Below are 25,871 nucleotides of genomic sequence, written 5' to 3'. Positions count from 1 at the left end.
ATACATATTGAACACACAACGCTGGATGAGTCGACAATTTTTCAGTTTTTATATGACATGGGGAATTTTTCTGCCCTATTGGACAGGATGGATGATTTATACAAAAGGGATTTCGGTATCACAAGCCAGTTTGATTATGAGCATAGGCTTAATTGCAAGAGGTTTTTCTACTTTAGTTGCGTTTCCTTATTTATCGGGGAAATATAGTAGCAAAACCTTATTAAATGGAATGGCAGTCGGGACAATTCTTTCAATTTTGTGTTATATTCCAGCAAATTCCTTTGCTAGTTTACTTGTAGTAACGTTTCTTTTACATTTTTTTTACCCAACGTTGATGCCTGCTTTAGATAGTGCGGCAGGCTTCCTTGTACAAAGTAAACAATTAAAACATTACGGGAAAAGCCGTTCATGGGGATCGATCGGATTTGTTGTGGCTGGCATGATCTTAACCTTTTTTACAGGGGCGCTTGGAGATGAAGTGATTTTATGGACGCTGTTACTTGGCATATCGGTTTTCATTCTTCTTGGTTTTATGCGCGCACCGGCTATTTTATTGGAAAAACCGCAAGCAGATCGAACAAAAAATGGCGGCATGCTGGATTTATTTAGGGTTGAACACTTTGGTTTGGTGCTCGTTATTGTGATTTTACTACAATCTGCACACGCCTCTTATTACAATTATGGCTATATCTTTTTACAAGAAATCCATGCACCGAAATACCTAATCGGGGCGATTATTAACATTGCCGTGATCGCAGAAATTATATTTTTCTTGATTGCAGATAAGAGCTTTCATAAATTTTCAGTCGGGTCCTTACTCACACTAGCAGCATTTGGTTCAACGGTACGTTGGATTTTAGTATTTGCCTTTCCAAATGTCATTGTTTTCTGTATCGCGCAATCATTGCATGCATGCTCATTCGCAATGGGGCATTATGCCTTTATGAAATACTTAATTAAACATATTCCTCCTGAGCAGATTCCGAAAGCACAAGGAATTTATTCAGCGCTGGCACTTAGCTGGAGCACTGCAGCGTTTACGATTTTTGGAGGTTATTTATACGAAATCGAGCCAAAATACGCCTTCCTTGGGATGATTATTTGTACCATTCCATCGATGATGATTGCCCTTCATTATCGAAAACTTGAACATAAAAAGGAAGCTCCCTTAATGGTTAATGCTGGATGAAGGCAAACCATGCTCTTATTAATCAAAAAACAGACAGATGCATAAAATTTCTGTCTGTTTTTTTGCCTCTTCTTTAGTAAACATACACTATAATTCTATTAGCCTGCTGAACTTCATGCTAATTTCCCCAAAAATCTTCCGCTAATCTTATTGCTAGTTCATCGTCAGATAACGGATTTCGATGAGTATTTTCCAAATAAATATGCTTTTCTGTTTCTGGCATCAAATATTCTTTATACCATAAAAAGAAATCAGGACTATCTCCTTGCATTCTTAGGAATTTCCTTAAAGCTTCTAGTGAATAAATGGTACTTTCTATGTTTGTTAACCAATCTGCACGATAGAAATTCTCCCATTTTCCATGTTCGGCTTGTTTTAACGCTTTCTGACCTTCCCGGTAAGACCAAATGGACTGTGATGCATGAACAAAGTCGAGAGGATGATCATTTTGAATGAAAGATAAATATGCCTTACATAATGAAATAAACCCTTTACAACCGGATACATGTAATACTACTTGTAAGATCAACTGATCATAAAACCTCTGCTGATCTGTTTTTGATAGTTTAGAAGAAAGCTGTTGGCATTCAATCAATAACTCTTCCCATCCCACTAAACCATTTTCACATTTTTCTTTAAACCATTTCACTTGATCGGTAAAAGAGATGTCACCTGTTGCCCAAAAAAGCTTTTGCAGCGGACTCTCCGCTTTCCCTTGAAGCCAATGGCCAATTATTTTTCTTGCAGGATGGTGGTAAAATTCCTCACCAGCTTTGTCATCAGCATTTGGGCCATACTTGATTGTTCTTGTAAAGAAGCTTTTGTACAGTTTTATTAATTCTTGGTTATGACTTGAATAAAGACGGCTTATAAATTCTTGTAAATGCTCTTCTACATCGATCGTTCCATGACTCCATAATTTACTAACAAGATCTAATGGATAGAGATGAGGACGAATATTTCCGCTATTCAACAAAAGATAGGATGACACACCAGCAAAAAATGACTTTTCAACTTCTTCTTTTATCAGCTCTGGAGGTGATGGAAACATTGTTAAATGATTCGATGCTTGAAGATCATGAAATGTGATATGATAATACATTCCATGTTCCCCGGTATCTTTAGCTGTTGGCAAAGCAGGAATTCTGTAGTTTTCATTTCCTTGTCTCCGCGAAACCATTTTACCGTATCCATTATCTGCCCAAACTTTGATAATGTTATCTGGGACCTGTATATGCCCTTCTTTATATAATTCGGCTATTTCACCATAAAGGGCCATGCAACAGACGGGGTGTTCAACAGCTTTACGAAGCATTTCATATTGCTTATAAACAACTTTAGAAATCAGTGCTCCTCTTTTTTCAGGTGTATCAAATTCAGGATCATATAGCCAAAATGGGGCATCTCCTTGTCCTCGAAAAGAAAGAACCCATACAATTTTGTCATCTTTTTGTTTCTGAATGGCTTCCTCCCATAGAGATTCAAATAAGTCTGGATGTTCTTTATAGCTTGGCCTTTTTCCTGGAAATGCACGTAAAAACATTTCTGCTCCTAATGGTTCTGCGTGGTGATGGGTTACCCATAAACCCATTTCCGTCGCTAAGTCTCCATGAATCCCACTTCTTGGAAGGTCCGTTCCAGGAATCACCATATTTCCGCCGCACCTTAATAAAGCCTCAAATACTGGATACCATATTTCTTTTGTTGGCGGATATTCTTCCTTCCAGCCGATCAGGCACACCTCATCATTTACAAACCAGCCGCGGTATTTCACTTTTTGCTCTGCTGAATCAAATTTACTTGTGGGAATGTGAATTTCAGTTTTCTGGTTAACTTGCAAATCTGCCCAAAACCAAAAAGGGTCTACTCCTAAATATTGCTGGCTATAGTGCAGCAAACCGTAAATAATCCCTAAATCATCATTTCCAATTATGTTTAGTGTCCATTTTCCATTGTTATTGGTAAACCGGAAACCGAAAGCTTCTGGCCTATCCGGACATTCATCCTTATTGTTAGTATATCTAATCGTAATTGTAGCCTCAACTTCAGATTCTACTTTCAATTCTGGTTGATGACCAAATACTTTTTTATGATCTCTGATAATCATATCCAGTGCATGTTGTACTGGCTTTGTAATGTTTTCAGGTACAGAAATAATACAATGACGATCAATCACTACATGTGAAACATTATGCATGATTTTCCTCCTAATTAACGGTGATGGCTTTTTAGTTTTAGTAATATTTTTTAAACCATTTAGCGGCGGTCTTTGAAATCGCATACAAAAAATAATCCTCGACAACTTGGCTTTAGGTTTATTTTCTTATATTTTATTGAAGTTTTTCACGGGGTTAAATCCAAAATTCAGATTATTTATTATAAAAAACAGTGTAACAGTTTGATATTCAAGCTTTTTCCTCAATAAAAGGAGCTTTCCCTAATTCATTTTGACATGTAATGATTTGTTTTCTATAGTTATATAAGTCGGTCTTCATAAAATAAAAGGAGGAACCTTTATGGCCAGTAAAGTTGACTCGCGTGAAAAAATCCTTCAAACAGCATCAAGACTTTTTCAGCTGCAAGGATATCATGCAACAGGATTAAATCAAATTATTAAAGAAAGCGGTTCTCCTAAGGGATCCCTCTATCATTATTTTCCAAACGGCAAAGAAGAGCTTGCGATTGAAGCTGTTAAATATACGAGTCATTACATTGAATCAAAACTGAAAGAATTCATGAATTCAGTAGCTGATCCAGTAAAAGCGATACAATCATTCATTCTTGACACAGCTAACCAATTCGATCATCCAGAGAAGATCGAAGGGATTCCAGTCGGATTACTAGCCAGTGAGACTTCCTTATTAAGTGAGCCTTTGCGTGAAATCTGTGTGCAGTCCTTTAAAAAATGGGAAGACATCATAGCTAATAAATTAATTGAAAATGGGTTTAAAGACAATGAAGCGTATAAGCTAGGAATGTTGATAAATGCGATGATTGAAGGAGGAATCATGCTTTCGATCACGAATCAGGATAAAACACCTCTCCTCACCATATCTGAAACCATTCCAAAACTTATAACGAAAAAAGGGTAGACATCTTTCAACCCTTTTACTACAATTATATAGACTGGTCTATTATAAATAAATATTCGAGGAGTATTGTTATGACTCATATTCTTACAAATGTGCTGCCAGAAGAAAAAGTTCCCTATTTACTTAGAAGTGGTGAAGGGAAACGCTATCTTTTAGGGAGACAGGTTGCCACTGTGATGGCGGATGCAAAAAGCACAGGAAATATCTTTGAAATGGTCCTCATTTCTGGTGGTAAAGACGATGCTTTTCCCCCCCATCTCCACCAGCAAACTCATGAAGGTATAATTGTCCTTGAGGGGCGACTTGAACTAACCCTAAACGACGAACATCACCTTCTCACTTCATGCGATTATGCTCATATTCCTGCAGGAACAATACACAGCTATCGCATGAAGAGCCATAGAACTCGGTTTGTTTCTTACACGGCAAAAAGTGAAACAGCGAAGCTTTATTCTATAATTGGAAATCCTTACGATAAAGTAGAATATCCACCGCATGTGAGCAGCAGTCTTGCTGCAGAACGTTTCGCGGATGCTGCTGCCAAGGCTGATGTAAAATTTATCAATGATGATCAACCGTTAAAGCCGGCTGTACTTGTTACGAATAATGTGCGACCAGATCAAGTCATTCCATATGTGCTTGAATCAGGAGAAGGGGATCGTCTGCTAACTGGTGACCAATTGCATCGTATTGTTGCTGCACAAATAAATTCTGATGGACAATTTATTATCGTTTCTTCTGAAGGCCCTAAAGGTGACCAGATTGTAGAACATTACCATGAGCATCATACAGAAACCTTTTTTTGCCTCGAGGGGCAAATGACAATGTGGGCAAATGGAGAAGAGATCCAACTAAATCCTGGTGATTTCCTGCATGTACCTGCAAATACGATTCATTCATACCGTTTGGATTCGCATTACACAAAAATGGTAGGATTGTTGGCATCCGGTCTATTTGAACCATTTTTCCGCATATTAGGTGATCCATATGACCATTATATTTTCCCTAATGTACCCCAACCTCTGCGATTTGATAGAGTACTAGAAAAGATTGATACATTGGATCTGAAGGTTGTCAGCAAACCACCTCAAGGATAACGCATGATGTCATGAGTAAGAGACATGCTCTCTTGCTCATGTACATTTATATAGTGAAAAATGATTTACTAATAGAGGGAGAACAAACATGAATCAAACGATTATTAATACCGAACAAAAACATCGCGAAAAGCTGATCATGGTTCTGGCTTTCGCCTTAGTGATTTCGGTCATGAATTCGACTATGTTTAATATGGCTATTCCCACGATTACAAAGGAATTTCTGCTCCAGCCTTCCAAAGCCGGTTGGATTGTGACAGGATATATTATCGTCTATGCGATTGGTTCGGTTATGTATGGAAAATTAGCAGATCGCTACAAGCTAAAAAATCTGATTACTGCAGGATTAGCCTTCTTTGCTCTGGGATCATTGCTTGGTTTTATGGCAGTCAATTTTGAAATGATTGTAGCTGGACGAATTCTTCAGGCAGTGGGAGCTTCCGTTATGCCTGCGACCTCAATGATTATTCCAGAACGCTACTTCTCCATTGAAACAAGAGGAAGGGCACTTGGGATTTCTTCAGCTGGAATGGCTTTAGGTACAGCTATTGGACCTATTGTTGCAGGTTTTGTCACGAGCTTTATTAACTGGCATTATCTCTTTATCGTTTCCCTTTTAGCTTTGACCACTCTTCCCTTTTTTAGAAGATATTTAGATGATGAAAAACCTGATGAAGCAGGAAAAACTGATTTAATTGGGGCAGGTTTACTTGCAGGCACTTTAGCATTCCTGTTACTCGCGATTACCCAAAGCTCACTTTGGTGTGTCATTATAGGAATGATCTTTCTGACCTTATTTATATGGAGAATTTGTACAACTGAAGACCCTTTTATTCAAGCCAAGCTGTTTAAAAATAAAAAATACACAATTGGCATTCTTGTTTCAGGCTTAAGCTCGGGAATAGGTTTTGGGATTCCATACTTAACACCGCTTCTCTTGCAAGATGTCAATGGCCTTTCACCTATTATTAGCGGCTTCATCATGTTTCCTAGCGCTTTATTAGCAGCTGCTTTAGGGAAAAAAGCTGGAAAATTAGCAGATATGAAAGGAAACAACTTTTTAACCTATACAGCCTTATGCAGCTTTTTTATTGGTTACATCTTATTATCGTTGATGGCGGGATTATCTCCTTTTGTCATCATGGTTGTCTTGGTATTTGCTTGCACTGGGCAGACATTCATTCAAATTGCCTTAGCCAATACGGTTTCCCGGACGTTACCGAAGGATCAGTCTGGAGTAGGCATGGGCGTATTTATGATGACAAACTTTATTGCTGGTGCTGCTGCCACCACCTTCATCAGCAAAGCATTAGAAATAAAAGATTCTGCCCTTCATTTAAACCCTTTTTTACAAAATCAAGAAGGCTTAAATTTTAGCAATATTTATGCTGTATTGGCTTTGCTTATCGTGATTGTCTTTCTTATTTATTCTAGTCAATTTAGAAAGGCTTCACGTCAGAAGGCTATTGGTAATCATGTAAAATAGAAGAGGCAGTCTCAAAAGGGTCTGTTCCTTTTGAGACTGCCTCTTCCTTTGAATTTTTCAGCATGCATAGAAAGACTGCACCTTGAAGAAATATTACGAATCTATCATTAACTTTTTATTTTTGTTAATTTACGAGGATAGACATTTGTTCTTTCAGCCCATTCTTCCCATGTTTTTTTCATTTCATTTACAAGTACTGGATATTCATCCTTCAGATTATGCATTTCTGTTCGATCATTTTTAATATTATAAAGTTCCCAATCTTTTTCTCTTATTTTTGATAGTTTCCATTCTCCCTGACGGATCCCACAATGATGCTCATGCTCAAAGCAAAGTGTTCTTTGCGGAGTATTCTCTCCTGTGAAGATCGGCATTAAACTTTCGCCCTCCATCGGAAGAATGTTATGTCCCTTATATGTTGCAGGGTAAGAAACACCTGTAATCTCAACAAAAGTGGCCATAAAATCGATAAAATGTCCTGGACGATGATCAATTTCTCCTTTACGTGTCACCTTTTTCGGCCAGTGAGCGATGAAAGGTGTACTTATTCCTCCTTCATGACCATAGTGTTTATATAACCGAAGAGGAGTAGTGCACACATTCGCCCATCCTGAACCATAACTATGATAGGTATCAGGGCCACCCATTTTCTCCAAGTCATCTTTGCGATGTAAAAAATTAGACGTTGTAATCCAGTCATCAAATCCCCATGGATCCCATTCAGCACAGGCTCCATTATCAGAGCAGAATAAAATTAACGTATTGTCTAGTTCCCCATTTTCACGTAAATTTTCAATTACTCTACCGATATTCTGATCCATACGATCGATCATCGCAGCATAGATGGCCATTCTTTTGACTAAATCTTTTTGACGATCAGGATCTATGGAATCCCATGGTGGATTTGTTCCATGAATATCCCTATCCCTATTCCAATATTCTGATCTCGGTGTTAATGATGTATTTTCATCAACGATTTGCAGCTCTTTCATCCGTTCTAAACGCTCTTCCCTAATTTTATCCCAGCCTTTTTCATATACCTTTTCATATTTAGCAATCTCCTCTTTCGGAGCCTGTAATGGAAAATGCGGTGCATTATATGAGAGGTAAAGGAAATATGGGCGTTCGTCTTCACGTGATTCCTCAAGGAAATCTAATGCATGGTCAGTAATAGCATCTGTCGCGTAAAATTCACCTTCTTTGTAACTGCGCTCTGGTCGGCCATCAGGCAAACGTATGTATTCTCTTTTATCCCAAAAACTTGTAAAGCCTCCTAAAATACCGTAAAAATCATCGAATCCTCTCTCAATTGGACCATGTTTACCAACATGCCATTTACCAGATAAATACGTGTGATAACCACCTTCTCTTAAAACCTCAGCAAGAGTAACACACTGATCTTTCAAATGGCCGCGATATCCTGGGGTTTCACGATCCTCTGTCATCTCTCCTACCCCAGCTTGATGTGGATATAATCCGCTCAAAAGTGAAGCACGGCTTGGACAACAACGAGCCGAATTATAAATTTGTGTTAAACGGAGACCATCTGTCGCAAGTTGGTCTAGATTTGGTGTATTGATCTCACCACCAAAACAGCCTAAATCTGAAAATCCTAAATCATCTGCGAGTATCAATAAAATATTTGGCTTGTCAACTGCCATACTTATCCCTCCACAACTTTTTTATACGATTCCAATTCTGATAATCTAGTAGAATCGTTAATCGATTTTATCATTGATGTATTCTTTTTAAATTAAGAAACAAATCATTAAAATAGGACGTTAAAAGATACCGATAATATGTTTCGTTACAAATATTATGTAACTTTAGTTATAAGAATACGTTTACATATTTGTATTGTCAACTATTTTCATTTTTTAATTTCTATTTAATCGTACTAAAAAAGAGCCTTCTTTTAAAACACCCAAAACATCTCTGAGTTCTTATAGATAAAGCTCCTCTATTGTCACCTGGTTTTATATAAATGAAATAGTTAATAAAGTCATGTAGGTTTTCAGTTTGTTTTTAGACAGCGAAAAAACTGTAAAAATCTATATTATATTTTAATAAATATAAATTAAACTAAATTAGTTGTATCATTAAACGAAATTAAACAGAAAGTTAAAATAATTCCCTATCCATATTCCCATTGAAGATGTAATTAGCCGCCTTTTACTACAAATGCAACATGAAGGATGACTATTTTTTAAAATAAAAGTAAATTTATTGTAGCAAAAATTGTTAAGAACGAATATTTGTTTGCTGTTATAGTGGATGTAGGGTAGGTGAAGGGAAATGAATTATGTGATCTGTATACAACGAACGCTTGATTACATTGAGGAGAACTTGCATGAACAAATAACTTTAGAGAAATTAGCAGAGATTGCTTGTTTTTCTCCTTTTCATTATCATCGTGTATTCCAAGCAATGGTCGGAGAGTCTGTGATGGATTATGTTAGAAAAAGAAGGCTCACTTATGCAGCGGAACGATTATTCTATACAGATGAAAAGGTAATAACGATTGCACTCGATGCAGGGTTTCAATACCAAGAGTCATTCAACCGGGCGTTCAAAAAGCATTTTGGCGTTTCACCGAAGCAATACCGAAAGGCAACTAGAATATCTGGACCCTTACGTGGTAAAGCCTGCCTAAATACAAAACCCTTACCAGGAGGAGATAGGATGGAACCAACCTTTATCACTAAACCAGCATTTCACATCATTGGATACGAACTGAAAACGAAGAATGAAAATGGTCAAAACAAAATCGATATTCCTGAATTTTGGCAGCAGTATATACAAAATAACTTGGGCACAAAAATTCCAAATCCCTTACACAAAAATGTGGAGCTCGGCATTTGTACTAATTTTCAACCTGAAACGGGTGAATTCGATTATATCATTGGGAAGGAAGTAACGAAGCACACCCAAGCACCTAAAGGAATGGTATCGATAAGTTTCCCAGAGCTGGAATACGCGGTATTCACTACGCCAAAGTCAAATGAAGAATCGTTTATCGCTTCTATTCAGTCGACATGGAATCATATTTTTACAGAGTGGTTTCCAAAATCGGGCTATGAACATTGTGGATCAGTAGAATTCGAGCTTTATGACGAAAGATGCTACGGTTCAGAGAACAAAGAGATAGATATCTATATTCCTGTCAAAAAGCGGACTGTAAAGGCATAAAAACACAAATCCCATCGTTGCAAAAATTGGAATTACAATTTATGTATCTTCAAAAAAGCCCTATCTCATTGATAATACTGAGAATTGGGCTTTTTCTATTAATCTAGCGCTCCTCCAAATTTACCGATCGGAGTACGTGTTCCATCTAAAATGACTTTTTTTACCATCTTATTTAACCCCAATTAGTTCGGGTGCCACGGTAAAGGCAGCTTCCGTTTTTTCTTTTATTTCTTCTACTGTGGCACCGTTTAGTTTTTCCGTAAGCACCATACCTTCTGGTGTAAAATCGAAGACACCTAAGTCTGTAATCAGTCTGTGTACAACCTGCTGGCCTGTTAGCGGGAGGGAACATTTCTTCTTAATTTTACTTTCTCCATGCTTGTTTACATGCTCCATAATGACAACTACTCTTTTGGCGCCATTGACAAGATCCATAGCCCCTCCCATTCCTTTGACCATTTTTCCAGGAATCATCCAATTGGCAAGATCACCAGTTTCAGAGACCTCCATTCCCCCAAGTATTGCTAGATCAATATGACCGCCCCGAATCATCGCAAACGACTCCGCACTATCAAAATAAGCTGCACCTGGTACTGTTGTAATCGTTTCCTTTCCTGCATTGATTAAATCCGGATCCTCTGTACCAGCAAACGGATATGGACCAATACCAAGCAGGCCGTTTTCTGACTGCAATAACACACTGAAGTTTGCAGGTATTTCATTTGCGACCAACGTAGGCATTCCAATTCCAAGGTTGACATTCATACCATCTTTTATTTCCTGAACCGCTCTTTTTACAATTGTCATTCTTCTATCGCTCATTATCTTCACGCCTCCCTTTGTTAAGCCTCTTGCACGGTCAATCTCTCAATTCTTTTTTGATAGTTTGTACCAACTAGCAATCTTTGAACATAAATACTTGGTGTATGAATTTCTTCTGGATCCAACTCACCTGGTTCTACGATTTCTTCCACCTCAGCGATGGTAATTTTGCCTGCCATTGCTGCTAGCGGGTTGAAATTACGTGATGTTTTTCGGTACACAAGATTGCCAAGCGTATCCGCCTTCCATGCTTTTACGAGGGCAAAATCTCCGACGATACCGCGCTCAAGCAAATAGGATTTTCCGTCAAACTCCTTTATTTCTTTTCCGTCTGCAATTTGTGTGCCAATCCCTGTAGCCGTATAAAAGCCAGGAATCCCTGCACCGCCGGCTCGTATTCTTTCTGCTAGTGTCCCTTGTGGTGTTAACTCTACTTCCAATTCCCCACTTAAAAATTGCTTTTCAAAAATTTTGTTTTCCCCTACATAAGATGAAACCATTTTTTTGATTTGCTTATTAGCAAGCAATAGACCTAACCCCCAATTATCCACTCCACAGTTGTTACTGACAACGGTTAAATCTTTTGTTCCTTGATCACGTAAAGCTTCAATCAATTTTTCTGGAATCCCGCATAATCCGAAGCCACCGACTATTAAGGTCGAGCCATTACGAATATCTGAAACCGCTTCCGAAAATGAAGTCATGACTTTGCTATTTTTCATTCATTTCTCCTCCCACTATTTACTGGACAAAGATACCAATACTTTGAATGTTCCTTATGTAAGAGTTTACATTCAGTTTGTTTATAAGTAAAATACATAAAAAGAATAGATTGCATGAATAATAGGAATAAATATAGGAGGGGTTCACAATATGGAGTTACGAGATCTTAAAGCCTTTATCGAAGTGACGAATCATCAAAGCTTTACAAAAGCCGCTGCACATTCCTATTTGTCACAGCCTTCTTTTAGTAAGGCCGTTAAAAAGTTGGAAGAAGAACTGCATGTAGAGTTATTCGACCGTTCAACAAGGCATCTCCGATTAACAGATGCAGGAAAAATAGTTTACCAGCAAGGTCAAAAAGCACTTTCATCTTTGTCAGAGATCAAGATATTACTAGACGAACTGATGGATATTGCAGCAGGTGAGATAAAGATGGGGATTCCGCCTCTAATCGGCACCTTGTTCTTTCCTGACATTGCGCTAAGATTTTATAAAAAATACCCAAATGTATCACTTGAGCTTGTCGAGCTCGGGGCGAAACGTATTGGCGGGCTCGTTGAAAATGGCCAAATTGATCTTGGCATTATTGTGCTTCCAACAAATGAAGCTTCATTTCATTGTTACCCGTTTTTCACCGATGAATTTGTTGTATATGTTCATAAAGACCACCCAGTAGCAGGCCGAAGTGAAGTATTCTTAAGTGAATTAGAAAACGAACATTTTATTTTATTTTCTGAAGAATTTACCCTCCATGATTACATTAAACAAGCATGTTTTGACGCAGGCTTTCATCCCACTATTGCCTACCAAAGCTCACAATGGGATTTACTTATCGAACTCGTCGCTGCCAAGCTCGGAATCACCTTGCTGCCGAAATCGATCTATAATAAGCAAAATAATCCGAACGTCTGCATTATTCCATTGTCTGAACCGCTATATTGGAAATTAGGTATTATTACAAAAAAAGGTGCGTATCATCCTTTTGCTTTGAGAAAGTTATTGGAGATGTTGGGTGCGGAAGGAGAATAGAAAGTCATAATCAGATGTTAATATTCGAAATGAAGCATATATTTCTTTAAAAGACTTATGGTACTACAAAGCATTGGGTTATCATTTCTTCCTATCAATTAAGTTGTTACTTAAAAAAGGAGGCGATGTAAAGAAATGACTGTTTCTAATAGAAACTATCCAAAAAAGGTAACCGTGAATGAAGTTGGGCCAAGGGATGGATTACAAAATGAGAAGACCTTTATTTCTACAGAGGATAAAATTGCTTGGATTAATCAATTATCGCAAAGCGGCTTATCGTATATTGAAGTAACTTCCTTTGTTAACCCAAAGTGGATTCCTGCATTAGCCGATGCATATGAGGTTGCAAAACAAATAGACCGTGTCTCAGGCGTAACCTATGCAGCACTCGTCCCAAATTTGAAGGGATTGCAGCGAGGTTTGGAAGCAAATATTGATGAGGTTGCAGTCTTTATGTCCGCCAGTGAAACACATAATAAGAAGAATATTAACAAATCAATCAATGAAACTTTTCCTATTTTAAAAGAAGTTGGAAAAGAAGCAATAGCAGCTGGAAAAACCGTTCGCGGATATGTATCTACTGTTTTCGGGTGTCCATATGAGGGACCTGTTTGTGCAGAACAAGTCTTAAGAGTATCAGAAACTCTATTTGATATAGGCGTTAGAGAAATATCATTAGGTGATACGATCGGTGCGGCAAATCCTCTACAGGTAGAGAAAATGTTAGACATTCTTCTTAAACGATTTCCTTCTGAACGATTAGCTATGCACTTTCATGATACCCGCGGTTTGGCAATGGCAAATGTTCTAATATCACTTGAAATGGGGATTACTAATTTCGATAGTTCAATTGGTGGGCTTGGAGGGTGTCCTTATGCTCCTGGTGCATCTGGAAATGTAGCAACAGATGATTTGTTGTATATGCTGGACGGAATGGGCATTCAAACAGGGATTCATCAGGAAAAGCTATTGGCTGCAGCTAAATTCATTCAGGAAAAAGTGGGAAGACCGTTACCGAGCCATAGTTTACAGGCTTTTAATTAGGTCTTATTAAACATACTTGATATTCACGATTTTAAATCTTAGGTTTACTTTATTAACATTTTAAAAAATCGAATTAATCGTAACCGATCATGCAATACTTTCAAATATAGCAAGAAAAATAATCAGATTCCTACCCCTAACTAATTTAAGTAGATATAGCCGCTCGTTAATTAAACATTTAAAAATATTTATCCGCTTCAGGTACACATTGACAAGTTTCAAAGTTGATTTTATACTCTTAATGGAACTGAATAATAAAACCTTATTAGGATGTGGATTTTTCTAGAGGTAACTCTATTTTCGCCACACAACTGCCTTTTGGCAGTTGTGTGGCTTTTTTATGTTAAATGAATGTAAACAGCAAAGCAAAGGAAGTCTTCTAATGACGAGCGTTCTTCCTGACCGAAGCTGTTCTTGTACTATCTGAACACTAATATAAAGAAAGGGGCAATAGTTATGAAAAATTGGCATTATGCGTTAGTCGTATTTTTAGGGGGCTGTTGTTACGGGATTTTATCAACTTTTGTAAAACTTGCTTATTCGGCAGGCTTTGAAGTCACTGAAGTCACTGGAGGACAATACTTTTTTGGATCGCTCATCCTTTGGATTATGGTTCTCTTATCAAAAAGGGGAAAAATCACATTAGCACAAACTTTTAAACTTTTAGCATCAGGGATACCGTTTGGTCTAACAGGAGTGTTTTATTATCAAGCTCTGCAAACATTAAATGCTTCACTCGCCATTATTTTTTTATTTCAATTTGTTTGGATTGGAACCTTATATGAATTTATCTTTTATAAGAAAAAACCGGTAAAAAATAAACTTATTTCTATTTTCATTCTCCTTGTGGGTTCAGTACTAGCTGCGGGTATTACCTCTGCTGGCGGAGCTGTTATATCATGGCAAGGAATGATTTGGGGATTGCTCTCAGCCATAACGTTTACCACTTTCATTTTTTTAAGCGGCTCTGTTGGAAAAATGACTCCTCCTATCATGAAAAGTGCGATTATTTCTACTGGAGGTGTGATTGTCGTTTTCCTAGTGTTTCCTCCAATGTTTTTATTTGATTTACCAGTCCTGACAGGAGTTGCACCGTATGGATTATTGCTTGGCTTTTTTGGCGTAGCCCTGCCACCGCTGTTATTTTCAATTGGCATGCCAAAAATCGGTCCTGGACTGGGCACAATCTTGACAGCATCTGAACTTCCAGTTGCCGTTACAATGTCATCAATAATTCTTGCTGAACATGTAAGCTTGACACAATGGCTTGGTGTTCTGCTCATATTAGGCGGAATAGCGGCCGGCAATGTGAAACATGCAATTCAAAAACAAAAACCGGCTCAAGTACAGACAAGGTCTATCTCATAAGTTAAAATTTTATAAAAATAATGGTCTGATCTTCTATAAAAGGATCAGACTTTTCATTATGTTAGTAACTAATCCGTTAAGAACAAATTATAAGTTAGTCTAGTAAAATTAACTGATTTCCTTTAAGAAAATGCTCACTTATTTTATAAAGTTACAAAAATATTTTTTAATTACGAGTATATAAACATCCCACTAACTCCTGCACCTAAAATAATCAATACTGGATGAACACGAAAATATAATAATGCTGTTAGAGAAAATCCGAAAATCATTAACATGGTAATCATATCCCAGGAGAGTGAGGCGGATAAAACACCATTAGAAATCGCTAGTTTAATAGCAGCATAGAGAATTAAGCTAGTTACAATAGGACGCAGACCATAAAAAGCTGATTTAACAAGACTGTTTTTGTGAATTTTATATAAGAACATGGCGATCACTAAAATCAACAGCAATGATGGTAAACTGATTGCAATAGTCGATACCATGGCTCCCGGGAAACCTGCAACCTTAAACCCAATGATTGTTGCACTATTGGAGGCAATTGATCCTGGAGTCATTCCTGCTAATGCCACTGCATCAGCAAAGTCAGAAGTAGTGAGCCATCCCCTGCTTGTTACTTCTCTTTCTATGACCGGAATCATCGCATATCCCCCGCCAAATGATACAGTTCCTATTATAAAAAACAAAATAAATAATTCTAACAGCATCGTCTCACCTCCTACATCCCTACTTTTTGCTTCATTTCCTTTAATGGGTTAAGTATATTTTTTTCAACTTTATCATCACGATCATTTTTCTCCAATTTGACAAAAACGACTAGTTTTTCTTTCACTTTGATGATGAGGATACCTACAATAGCGCCTAAAAGTATAATAATGACTGGGTGCCAATGAAATAAGAGCATAGCAATAAACATACTAACAGCTAAAAATGTTGTTGTCTTATCTATTAATGATGTTCGTGACATTTTGATTCCAGCATATACAATTAGAGCGACAGTTGAGGCTCGAATTCCATAAAAAGCCGCTTCAACATGAGGGTTATTCTGAAAGCTAGCAAGCATCCCGGTAAGTAATAATACAATGATAAAAGTTGGAGTCAGCGTGCCTAATGTTGCGGCGAACGCTCCTTTTATACCAGCAATACGGTGGCCAATGAAGGTTGCTGCATTTACTGCAATCGCACCTGGTACTGTTCCAGCAATAGCGAAAACATCTGTAAGCTCTTCACGTTTAGCCCATTTCTTTTTATATACGACCTCTTTTTCAATAATCGGCAGCATTGCATAGCCTCCACCAAACGTTACCGGTGATATTTTAAAGAAGATCCAAAAGAGCTGTGCGATTCTTTTCCATTCTTCCCTCATCTTTTTCCCCTCTTTTCTTCTATATTATAATAGCTAAAAAATGTGCTCTAACTCTCAAAAACAAGTATTGTTCTTATCTACTACGATATCACGTTAATCGATAGATGGTAAATTGCAACAAATGCATAGGTTATAACAGATCGTTATACCTCATCTTCCTATTGAATTCTTATGGTAATATTGTATATATACAAACCATCGGATCTTATTGATCAGGGAGGAAGTTGTTTTGAATATCGAAAACCTGAAAATGTTTTGTTTAGTCGTTGATGAGGGCAGCATAAGCCAGGCAGCAAGACTAAGCTTTGTGTCTCAACCTGCGGTAACAAGACAAATTCGCCAATTGGAGAATGTTTATGGAACCCTGTTATTCGACCGAACAGAAGGAAAATTAATTGTTACAGAAACCGGAAAAATGCTGTATCCTTTTGCAAAAGCCATTATTACCGACTTTAATCGTTCGAAAGAAGTGATTCAGCAGGCAATAGGTGAATACAATTCTACCCTCAGGGTTGGGGCTTCTTTAACAATTGGTGAGTTTTTATTGCCGAGCCTCCTCGGCCGCTTTAAAAAACTGACTCCAGATATAAAAGTATCACTTACCATTAAAAATACACCAAGTGTGCTCGAAGACTTAACAAATGATGTCATCGATATTGCCTTAGTTGAAGGACTTGTTGATGATGAAGATTATATCGTTGAAAAATTTGCAGATGACGAATTAATCCTCGTTTTTCCTGCTGACCACCCGTGGAGAGAACGATCGGAAATAAATATTGAAGAATTGGCAAATGAACGGATGATATGGCGTGAGTCCCTATCCGGCACACGTTTAATTGTAGAAAGCACCTTAAGAGAACATGGAATACTCGATAAAATTGAAAGTTATATGGAAATCAGCTCTACACAAGCAATAAAGAGCGCGGTGGAAGCGGGCCTTGGCATAAGTATTCTCCCGAGGTTAACAGTAGCAAGAGAATTGGAGCAGGGATTTTTAAAGGAAATGAAAATTACCGATATTCATATTAATCGAAGCTTATGGTTGGTAAAAAAACCTCAAAGGTTTCATCGAAACGGGGTTTCGCGTTTTGTTGAGTTCATTCAAAAATAATCCTAGGATGTGAACAAATGAAAACGAAAAAAAATCTATCTTGCTGTAACATTATCAGAAAAAATGAAAGAAAGGAAAATAGCGCAAACGTACAAACTTCACAAGTAATGGCACCTAGTAAAACTATGTTCACAGAGAAAATGGTATATCTCCCCGGCGGGGAATTTTTAATGGGTACAAATGAAAAGGAAAGCTTCCCAGCTGATGGTGAGGGACCTGTACGAAAGGTGGAAGTAAATCCATTTTTAATAGACAGGTACGCGGTAACGAATGCTGAATTTAATGAATTTGTAAAAGCTACAGGCTATAAGACAGAGTCAGAGAAGTTTGGCTGGTCATTTGTGTTTCATAGCTTCTTACCTTCAAAGCTTAGGAATCAAGTAAAACGGGTTGTTCATACACCATGGTGGTGTGCTGTTGATGGTGCTTTCTGGTACCAGCCGGAAGGACCCGGCTCATCGATTGACCAACGGATGGATCATCCTGTTGTCCATGTAACCTGGAATGATGCCCTTACCTTTTGCCAATGGACAGGTAAACGATTACCGACAGAAGCTGAATGGGAATATGCAGCACGCGGAGGCCTTGAACAAAAAAGATATCCTTGGGGTGATGAATTAACACCTAATGGTGAGCATTACTGCAATATTTGGCAAGGCACTTTTCCTGAAAAAAATACAAAAGAGGACGGCTATGAAGGGACAGCCCCTGCTCAGTCTTTTCTAAAAAACGATTTCGGCCTTTATAATATGTCAGGAAACGTTTGGGAATGGTGTTCTGATTGGTTTAGCAGAAGCATTCATAAAAGAGGCGGACGCACGAATCCGCAAGGACCTTCAACAGGCGACACAAAGGTGATGAGAGGCGGTTCCTATTTATGTCATGAATCATATTGCAACCGTTATCGTGTAGCAGCACGAACCTCGAATACACCAGATAGTTCATCAGGGCACCTAGGGTTTCGTTGTGTAGCGGATGTGTAAACGATTAAAATAATCGAAAAATTTCCTTTTTATTAAAGGGCTGCTCAATAGGTTCAGATTCCTTTGAGTCAGCCCTGCTTTATATTTGATAACCCTATAAGACTACTTCCTTACGTTCTAAGTCGAATTATTTAGTCATGTTTTCGCTTCATTTCATCTTGTCACTTGAGGACACCTCAACCAATTTCCACTTTTGTGAGGCCTCATTATTATGATCATGAATCTCAACAACCGTACCATCCTCACGTCTGCCCTTAGGTACTCCCAAGGATTTCCCACTGTTCATTACATGAAAAGAGAATGTACCATCCCAATGATCGGTTATGCGCCAATGTTGATTCCCATAGCCAAAATATTCCCAAACTTGAACATCATCACCGTTTGCGACTCCAGAAGCATCCAAGACTTTGTTGCTATAAGAAGAAAGAACTTTATACACTCCTGATCGATTTCCTTCAAAATTCCAGGTCTGGTTTTCGGAGGCACCCCTAGGAAATATTTTTACTTTTGAACCATTGGTTGTTCCATTAACAGTAAGTGCTTTTCCGCTATTCACATCGACAATTTGGTATGTTGTTTTACTAGTCACTACTGTTGAGCCAATAAATTTGCCATTATTTGTTGTTGCCGAAATAACTGCTCTGCCGTATCCAACCATCTTTACTTCAGCAGTATCATGATCTATTTTCTTAACCTCGGCAATAGCTGGATTGCTAGATTGCCATTTAATCTTCTGTTTTTTTGCAGAAAGAGGGAGTACTGATGCAGATAATATATGTGTCTCACCAGTCCTGAGTTCAAGTTTGCTATGGTCCATCACAACTTTGCTTGATGCCGTCCCATCATTCGTTGCTTCCTTCCAAATTCCTCTTAATGGATACACCTTTAATGAAACGATTTTTACCTTTCCACCTTTTGTATAGAAGCTCATACCATCACTTGCCCCATCTGGAAAAACAACATTTGAGAAAACAACTTGGCCGTCATTTCCAAACACCTCAATAGAGGATTCGTCAACAAATATGCGCATTTTAACGCGGTTGTTTTTCGGTTTTAATGCTGTTTCATGGAAAGTAGAAAACTTCTCTGAAAAATCTATTTCGCCTGATTCTGTTCGATCGAAAAACATTTTTGAATCGGTGACATTATAGCCGACAATTGTTTTTTGGTCACTTGATTCTCTTAGCTTGAAGCCGAATTCAGCTGAGCTGTTATTTTCAGGCAACTCAAATTCTGCGATGATTTCATATGCTGTCCCGTTCAACCCAGCTAACAAGTTCGTATCATTAGGCTGCACAATTTGGTCACTCCATGAGAAAACTTCACCTCTTAGTTGTGCTAATTCCTCAATCGGCTTTTGAAACAATCGCACACCTTCTCCAGGTACAGTCTTTAATGTTAATTCACGCGGAATGGACATTTGTCCTTGCCATGGGGAAGTAGGAAAACTAAACGGATAGTCCCAATTACTCATCCAGCCTAAGGAGATGCGACGACCATCTGATGGTGGTATATCAGAAAAAGACATGGCTGCATACATTTCTTTGCCGAATTCATTTTTTAATACAGTACCTGCCGGATGATCACTTACAAAACGGTTTCCATCAAATGTCCCTACAAAGTACTCAGAATCCGATCCGTTCGTTTTTGGGTTTGCCCCAGTACTGATAGACAACACCCATTTTTTCTTATTTTCATCTCCATCAACCGGAAGCTGAAAGAAATCCGGGCATTCCCAAACTCCACCTCTCACATAATTACCATACCCAAATGATTCAATCATTTTCCAATTTAACAAATCGGTTGAGGTGAAAAATCGAATATGATCTCCTCCAGATACGACCATTACCCATTGCTTATGGTCTTTATCCCAAACAACTTTTGGATCGCGGAAATCCCAGCCCTCTCCTCCATAGAATTCACCAATATTAGGGATGATCGGATTTCCTTCATAAAATTCCCATGTCCTCCCCTTATCTCGGCTATATGCGACGGCAATTTTTTGATCTCCATTATGTTTAGCAGGATTAAAGGATGTATAATAAGCGATTAAACCCGAGCCTTCTTCATTAAATAATCCTGAGACATTGTTTTTGTCAACAACAGCTGACCCAGACCAGGCATGCCCCATCTCATTCCAAGGAATTGCAATCGGCAATCGCTTCCAATGAACAAGATCTTTACTTACCGCATGTGCCCATTTTCCTCCATCCTGGTGAAAGAGATGGTATTCACCTTCATAATATACGAGCCCGTTTGGATCACTTGCAGCCCCTCTTGCCTGAGTATAGTGAAACTGTGGTCGATAGAGCTCTGAATAATAATCATCATAGTTTGTCGCATAAACATTTTGGAAATAAGCTGTTCCATTATACACATTTAATCCAAACTTTCCGCTTGTATAAGCAGAGTCATTCACATCTATAACAGGTTCCGCATATCCGTCTACATAAACCTTTATTTGTTCATCCATTGCATGTACTTCAAAATGATAGGTTTTTCCCGTTTCAATCTCCCAATCTGCCATTCCAACCGTACGATCGCTATTGAGATCCAATAAACGAACCTTATTTAAATTAGGGTCAATGTTTAACATATATCCTCTAGTTGCGTCTGAATTCGCACGAAAAACCAGTCCGGCAGTGCCATTTTTAGTCACATTATCCACCTTTAGATCTCCTTCAAGAACGAAATTTGTTTCCGTCCTTTCAGCGATCCGATACGTATTTTCTGCCCCATTGCTAATGCCTTTGATTCCATTAAGGTCTGGTGTCCATTCACCATTGTAAGAAATCCACCCATCTAAATTCGAGTTTATATCACTAACAAGTATGTTTTGAAAGACTGCATTGCCATTGTACGCATGAAGCCCTAAGAACCCCTTTGTATAGGTATCATCATTAACACTGATCACAGGGTTTGATCCGTTTTGCCAATATACCTTTAAAACAGTTCTTTCTGCTTTAATGCGGATACGATAGAGATTTCCCTTTTCAATCGCCACCTTGCTTTTGGCAATGACTCTATTATTTTTCGTATCATACAACCGAATAAGGTCATTCTTGGAATCTATTTGCAAACCATATGCCTGCAAACCTGTTTTATTTGAACGAAAAATTAGAGTTCCAGCGGCATTTGCATCTTCTATACTAACATCAGCTTCAAAATTGAAGTTTGCAGCAGCTGTACGAGATATGGCATATATAATTTCTTCTGATTTTGCCTTTGCAACAAGTCCTTGTGAAGAAGGAACCCATTTGCCGCTTTTCATGTCCCAGCCTTCAATATTGGTAACGGTTTCATTTATTGACACATCACTAAAAGTAGCTGATCCTTTATCCACATGGAAGCCTGTAAAACCTTTCGAATGTTTTGAATCTTTTTTATGAAAAAGCATGTCATCATTAAGGAATACTTTTATCTCTGGCCCATCAACAGTTATTTTAAGTTTATAAGTAACACCCGTTTCAATTTCTTTTTTAATAGGCTCTGTAATGTTTATGTTTTTGTTTATAGAAACTAATTTTATTTTGTCCTTTTTTGGTTCCAACCTAAGCATATAGCCTTCTGTTCCAAATTGATTTGCGCGAAAGATCACTGAGGCTGCCGCATCATTAGAGGATGAAGAATCGATCATGACATTTGCTTCATAGACAAAGTTGCTCCCTACCTCGGTATTCGATAAGTTAATAGCTGGCTTTTTCTTTTCACTAACTCCTTTCATATCACCAGTTGTGTTTTTCGTCCAAGAACCTGATAAAGGCAAATAACCGAATATAGCCGTATTCGGTTCAGATGCCTGTGCTTGAAGTTGGCTATCAATAGATAGAATTGAAAAAACGAATACGACCAATAAAACTAGTTTTACAGCATTTGATAGGTTATTTTTCATTTCATCACATCTCCAAAACAATTTTAAGCGTTTACATTTTCTATATAATAAGGATTGAAGGAAATATATCCGTCAATCCCAATACCTATAAATAGCTTCAAAGCTCAATCCCAAATTGTACAAAGCTCAGTTAGTTCCAATGTATTTACCTTCATATTTCCAATATGAGAAAGCAAAATTAGTTGTTTGCGGCCTTCACTAGGATACAACAGGCTCGTAATAGCTGCTTCACCATCATTGGCAAAGATCTCAATTGATGAAATATCTAAGAATATCTGCATGTTTATTTTGTTATTCTTCAGCGTTAATGGCGCTTCTTGAAGAACGGGAAAGGATGCTGAAAATTGATGTACACCCGAATTTGCTCGATCGATGACTAATGTTTCCTGTAAAACGTTGTAACGAATCTCGGTTCGATCAAATTCAGAATGCTGAATAATGAGGTCAAATTTTGTTCCATTTATTTTTTCAAGCTCGATATTTATCTCCACTAATTGGTTGTTCATATCAAAGCATACTGGATTGTCAGATTCTACGAGCAAGTTTTGCTGCACGCTTGTCTCTCGTCTTATCAAATTGATTTCAGATACCGGCTTTTGAAGCAAACGAATTCCTTTCTCATTGGAAATCAACGATAATTCCCGTGGAAGAGTCATGGCACCTCTCCATTCTTTTGTTGGAACTTGATTAGCATATCGCCAATTGCTCATCCACCCGATATACATCCTTCTGCCATCCTTAGCCGGGATATCAGACCAACTAACGCCTGCATAATTATCCATACCGTAATCTAACCATAAAACTGTTTCATCTTCATGATCATTGACAAAGGTTTTCCCGTCAAAATCACCAATAAAATATTGTGTTCTGGAACCTTCTTTGCTTGTTCCTGTATCTCCAATGCTAACTAGCATGACCCATTTGATTTTATTCTCTTCATTCTCTACCGCTAATGGAAAGAGATCCGGACATTCCCAAAATCCAGCATGTGAGCCAGCATTGCTTCCAAATTCACTTGCAAACTCCCATTCTTTTAAATTAGGAGAAGTGTAAATCGTTACCGATTGACCAGTAGCTAGTATCATAATCCACTTTTTTGTAGCATCATGCCAAAACACCTTAGGATCGCGAAAATCGGTTTTCGTATAGTCTGAAAGAACTGGATTTTTCTCATATTTCACCCAGGTCCTTCCATTGTCTTTGCTATATGCTAAACATTGCCGCTGACGGATCCTTTCTGAATCCGGATACGTATCATTGCTTGTATAGATCGCGACTAATCCCGGCTGATCATCTTCGAAGAAACAAGATGAATTATGCCAATCTACAACAGCACTTCCAGAGAAAATTGTTCCGTGTTCATCAGGAAGCAGGGCGATCGGCAGCTGTTCCCAGTGAATGAGATCTTTACTAACCGCATGTCCCCAGTGCATTGGGCCCCAGATCGTATCAAAAGGGTTGTATTGATAAAACAAATGGTATTCACCGTTAAAATACACCATACCATTTGGGTCGTTCATCCATTTCTCTTCTGGCGAAAAATGAAATTGCGGACGATATTGTTCTTTTAATTTTTGCACCATTTTTCTTCTCCTTTTTTATTAAACTATTTATCAAAAAAAGGCTGTACTAAGAAAAGCGCAAGCTCCTTGATCAGTCTATGGCAAATAAGACGCTCATGAATAGAAGGCGTTCTTTGCCTTCAATTCATGGGTGGCTGGACCCTAAAGGGGCTAGGCGCTGGAGCTAGACACTAAAACTAAGTACAAAATTTTATGCTTTCTTACCTTTGTAAAAAACTACATACAGCCTTTTTTGAACACTATCTATTGATTTTGTTGATTTCGATCATAACCTGTTTGTTTAATATCCAACCATTCCTGTAAGCCTAGTCGGTTTAATTCTTTCAAATAGGCATCCCATTCTTCTTCTACTTTTCCGTTTGTCATCCATTCCGCTCTTTTTCTGTTCACATAAGCAAACAAATCGGTTTCAATCGTTGCCAGATTGTCTAGTTCTTCAAGTGAGAAAAATACTTTTGGATACGTATTTTCTGCTTTCATGTAAGGGACCATGACTTCCTTCATTAAATCCAGTCTCCACGCAGCATCATCTGGCTTTGTCGTAACGGAGCCATAGTATTCATCTAAAATGGCTAACGGTCCATTGATACTTGTTTTTTGTCTTAACTCAACAGGTGCTGTGCCTTCCAACGGCAAATGCTTTAACATATTCTTTTCTTTATCAAATTCAAAAATGTTTTGCTGCTTTTCATCCCCATATGTTCCCCAGTTGTTTTGAACGGATTGATGCGGATCATATAATTGATCGATCCATTTTGCTGTTAATTCCAGGTTTTTATTTGCACTTGTTATGACCATTCTGCCTCTGTCAAAGCCCATTCCATTTGTTCTTGTTGCATTAATATGACCATCCGGACCTGCTAGTGGCGGCATTAACTGATATTTATCATTCATCCCTGTAATATTTGCTTTATCCCATGTGAAATACATGCCATAGCGCTCATCTTTTCCTTTTGCAAGATATGTGTTCCAATCATGCTCAAATGCCTCAATATCAATTAAACCTAATTTATATAAGTCAGCAAAATAAGCAATTGCTTCTTTGTAGCCCTCATCAGCTGCGGTAAATAATACTTTTCCTTCATTGCTTACAACCGTATGATCCCAGTTATCACCCAATCCAAAGGATCCAAATAAGAAGGCAGGATCTTCACCACCATGGTTAATGATAAAGGACATTGGGATTTCATCAGCTTTCCCGTTACCATTAGGGTCCTTTGTTTTAAACGCAAGTAATACTTGTTTTAATTCCTCTGTTGTTTTTGGCATTTTTAGTCCTAATTTATTTAGCCATTCGACGTTTATCCAAGGGAAATCATCAATTGAATGGATATTCTCCTTGCCAGTTCCTAGCTCCTCAATCCAAGGGAATGAATAAATATGCCCGTCTGGTGCTGTCATCATCGCTCGATATTCAGGTGCAGCCTCTAAAACTTTCTTTAAGTTTGGCATATAGTTGTCTATTAAATCTTCAACAGGAATAATCGCACCATCTTTTGCTAGTTTAAGTAAATCATAGTCACTGTAGCCTGCATCCATGATGGCATCAGGTAGATCACCACTTGCAACAGCCAAGTTCCTTTTTTCAACAAAAACATCGTTTGTATAGTTCTTCCATTCAATATGAACGCCTGTTTTTTCCTCCAACCGTTTGTAAATTAATTTTTCGTTAGGATCCTTTGGAGCTAATGGCGAGCTTTGCGTGATAAACTTTAATGTCACCTCTTCCTTTAATGGAAAAGAAACCTTGGAAAGCTCATAATCCTCTGAAGAAGATGTGTTTTTGCTGCTGCATCCAGATAGTAATAAAAATCCAATAGCAGTAGAACACACAATTTTTCTTACATGTTTCATCCTAATATCCCCCTATTATTTTGTAAGTGTTTTCAAATTT

19 protein-coding genes are annotated in these 25,871 nt (G+C 38.0%); 10 read left to right on the top strand and 9 right to left on the bottom strand.

Translation table 11 applies throughout. The features are described 5' to 3' along the window. Nucleotides 1–7 precede the first annotated feature (7 nt). A complete protein-coding gene (locus ACSVDH_RS08620) occupies nucleotides 8–1,189 on the top strand; it encodes an MFS transporter (protein WP_439252322.1) in 1,182 nt (393 codons plus the stop codon). A 118-nt stretch (nucleotides 1,190–1,307) separates the two neighbouring features. Here ACSVDH_RS08620 and ACSVDH_RS08615 read toward each other — a convergent pair whose 3' ends face one another. Continuing rightward, entirely contained in the window at nucleotides 1,308–3,386 is a 2,079-nt protein-coding gene (locus ACSVDH_RS08615; RefSeq protein ID WP_439252321.1) for a glycosyl hydrolase 115 family protein, read from the bottom strand. A 319-nt stretch (nucleotides 3,387–3,705) separates the two neighbouring features. Between ACSVDH_RS08615 and ACSVDH_RS08610 the strand changes: the two genes are divergently transcribed. From ACSVDH_RS08610 to ACSVDH_RS08600, 3 genes are all read left to right on the top strand, one after another. After that, nucleotides 3,706–4,281, top strand: a complete 576-nt coding sequence (locus ACSVDH_RS08610) for a TetR/AcrR family transcriptional regulator (protein ID WP_439252320.1) — start codon at nucleotides 3,706–3,708, stop codon at nucleotides 4,279–4,281. A 71-nt stretch (nucleotides 4,282–4,352) separates the two neighbouring features. After that, nucleotides 4,353–5,378: a quercetin 2,3-dioxygenase gene (qdoI, locus tag ACSVDH_RS08605; RefSeq protein WP_439252319.1), complete on the top strand. Its 1,026-nt coding sequence runs from the start codon at nucleotides 4,353–4,355 to the stop codon at nucleotides 5,376–5,378. A gap of 88 nt (nucleotides 5,379–5,466) precedes the next feature. Further along, nucleotides 5,467–6,864 carry an MFS transporter gene (locus ACSVDH_RS08600; RefSeq protein ID WP_439252318.1) on the top strand — a complete coding sequence of 466 codons (1,398 nt, stop codon included), beginning with the start codon at nucleotides 5,467–5,469 and terminating at the stop codon, nucleotides 6,862–6,864. 107 nt (nucleotides 6,865–6,971) lie between these two features. On the opposite strand, the gene ACSVDH_RS08595 is transcribed toward ACSVDH_RS08600, so the two are convergent. Then, nucleotides 6,972–8,525: an arylsulfatase gene (locus tag ACSVDH_RS08595; RefSeq protein ID WP_439252317.1), complete on the bottom strand. Its 1,554-nt coding sequence runs from the start codon at nucleotides 8,523–8,525 to the stop codon at nucleotides 6,972–6,974. Nucleotides 8,526–9,159: 634 nt separating this feature from the next. On the opposite strand from ACSVDH_RS08595, the gene ACSVDH_RS08590 reads away from it, so the two are divergent. Continuing rightward, nucleotides 9,160–10,053 carry an AraC family transcriptional regulator gene (locus tag ACSVDH_RS08590; protein WP_439252316.1) on the top strand — a complete coding sequence of 298 codons (894 nt, stop codon included), beginning with the start codon at nucleotides 9,160–9,162 and terminating at the stop codon, nucleotides 10,051–10,053. Nucleotides 10,054–10,221: 168 nt separating this feature from the next. Here ACSVDH_RS08590 and ACSVDH_RS08585 read toward each other — a convergent pair whose 3' ends face one another. After that, nucleotides 10,222–10,875 (bottom strand): 3-oxoacid CoA-transferase subunit B, encoded by a 654-nt coding sequence (locus ACSVDH_RS08585; RefSeq protein WP_439252315.1) that lies wholly within the window; start codon nucleotides 10,873–10,875, stop codon nucleotides 10,222–10,224. Between the two features lie 20 nt (nucleotides 10,876–10,895). Beyond that, on the bottom strand, nucleotides 10,896–11,597 hold the full coding sequence (locus ACSVDH_RS08580; RefSeq protein ID WP_439252314.1) for a CoA transferase subunit A: 702 nt from the start codon (nucleotides 11,595–11,597) through the stop codon (nucleotides 10,896–10,898). Between the two features lie 151 nt (nucleotides 11,598–11,748). Here ACSVDH_RS08580 and ACSVDH_RS08575 point away from each other — a divergent pair, with 151 nt between their 5' ends. The 3 genes from ACSVDH_RS08575 (at nucleotide 11,749) to ACSVDH_RS08565 (ending at nucleotide 15,039) form a co-directional block, all read left to right on the top strand. Further along, a complete protein-coding gene (locus ACSVDH_RS08575; RefSeq protein ID WP_439252313.1) occupies nucleotides 11,749–12,627 on the top strand; it encodes a LysR family transcriptional regulator in 879 nt (292 codons plus the stop codon). Between the two features lie 135 nt (nucleotides 12,628–12,762). Further along, nucleotides 12,763–13,671: a hydroxymethylglutaryl-CoA lyase gene (locus ACSVDH_RS08570; RefSeq protein ID WP_439252312.1), complete on the top strand. Its 909-nt coding sequence runs from the start codon at nucleotides 12,763–12,765 to the stop codon at nucleotides 13,669–13,671. Nucleotides 13,672–14,127: 456 nt separating this feature from the next. Beyond that, the gene (locus tag ACSVDH_RS08565) at nucleotides 14,128–15,039 is read left to right on the top strand and encodes an EamA family transporter (protein ID WP_439252311.1); all 912 of its coding nucleotides are present in this window, start codon (nucleotides 14,128–14,130) and stop codon (nucleotides 15,037–15,039) included. A 170-nt stretch (nucleotides 15,040–15,209) separates the two neighbouring features. On the opposite strand, the gene ACSVDH_RS08560 is transcribed toward ACSVDH_RS08565, so the two are convergent. Together ACSVDH_RS08560 and ACSVDH_RS08555 are read right to left on the bottom strand one after the other, a co-directional pair. Then, on the bottom strand, nucleotides 15,210–15,749 hold the full coding sequence (locus ACSVDH_RS08560) for a chromate transporter (protein WP_439252310.1): 540 nt from the start codon (nucleotides 15,747–15,749) through the stop codon (nucleotides 15,210–15,212). 11 nt (nucleotides 15,750–15,760) lie between these two features. Continuing rightward, nucleotides 15,761–16,408, bottom strand: coding sequence for a chromate transporter (locus ACSVDH_RS08555; RefSeq protein WP_439252309.1), 648 nt, complete (start codon nucleotides 16,406–16,408; stop codon nucleotides 15,761–15,763). Nucleotides 16,409–16,637: 229 nt separating this feature from the next. On the opposite strand from ACSVDH_RS08555, the gene ACSVDH_RS08550 reads away from it, so the two are divergent. Together ACSVDH_RS08550 and ACSVDH_RS08545 are read left to right on the top strand one after the other, a co-directional pair. Then, entirely contained in the window at nucleotides 16,638–17,519 is an 882-nt protein-coding gene (locus ACSVDH_RS08550) for a LysR family transcriptional regulator (RefSeq protein WP_439252308.1), read from the top strand. Nucleotides 17,520–17,536: 17 nt separating this feature from the next. Beyond that, complete coding sequence (locus ACSVDH_RS08545) at nucleotides 17,537–18,502, top strand: formylglycine-generating enzyme family protein (RefSeq protein WP_439252307.1); 966 nt, start codon at nucleotides 17,537–17,539, stop codon at nucleotides 18,500–18,502. Between the two features lie 148 nt (nucleotides 18,503–18,650). Here ACSVDH_RS08545 and ACSVDH_RS08540 read toward each other — a convergent pair whose 3' ends face one another. The 3 genes from ACSVDH_RS08540 to ACSVDH_RS08530 all read right to left on the bottom strand — a co-directional run bounded on the left by ACSVDH_RS08540 (nucleotide 18,651) and on the right by ACSVDH_RS08530 (nucleotide 25,831). Beyond that, nucleotides 18,651–22,394, bottom strand: a complete 3,744-nt coding sequence (locus ACSVDH_RS08540) for a GH32 C-terminal domain-containing protein (protein ID WP_439252306.1) — start codon at nucleotides 22,392–22,394, stop codon at nucleotides 18,651–18,653. 104 nt (nucleotides 22,395–22,498) lie between these two features. Continuing rightward, nucleotides 22,499–23,977, bottom strand: coding sequence for a glycoside hydrolase family 32 protein (locus tag ACSVDH_RS08535; protein WP_439252305.1), 1,479 nt, complete (start codon nucleotides 23,975–23,977; stop codon nucleotides 22,499–22,501). Between the two features lie 243 nt (nucleotides 23,978–24,220). Beyond that, the gene (locus ACSVDH_RS08530) at nucleotides 24,221–25,831 is read right to left on the bottom strand and encodes an ABC transporter substrate-binding protein (protein WP_439252304.1); all 1,611 of its coding nucleotides are present in this window, start codon (nucleotides 25,829–25,831) and stop codon (nucleotides 24,221–24,223) included. Nucleotides 25,832–25,871: the final 40 nt, after the last annotated feature.

The sequence above is a fragment of the Metabacillus sp. Hm71 genome, assembly GCF_051842955.2.
Lineage (GTDB): Bacteria > Bacillota > Bacilli > Bacillales > Bacillaceae > Metabacillus.
Note: the sequence above shows the minus strand (reverse complement) of the source record. Positions and strands in the feature narration are given on the sequence as shown.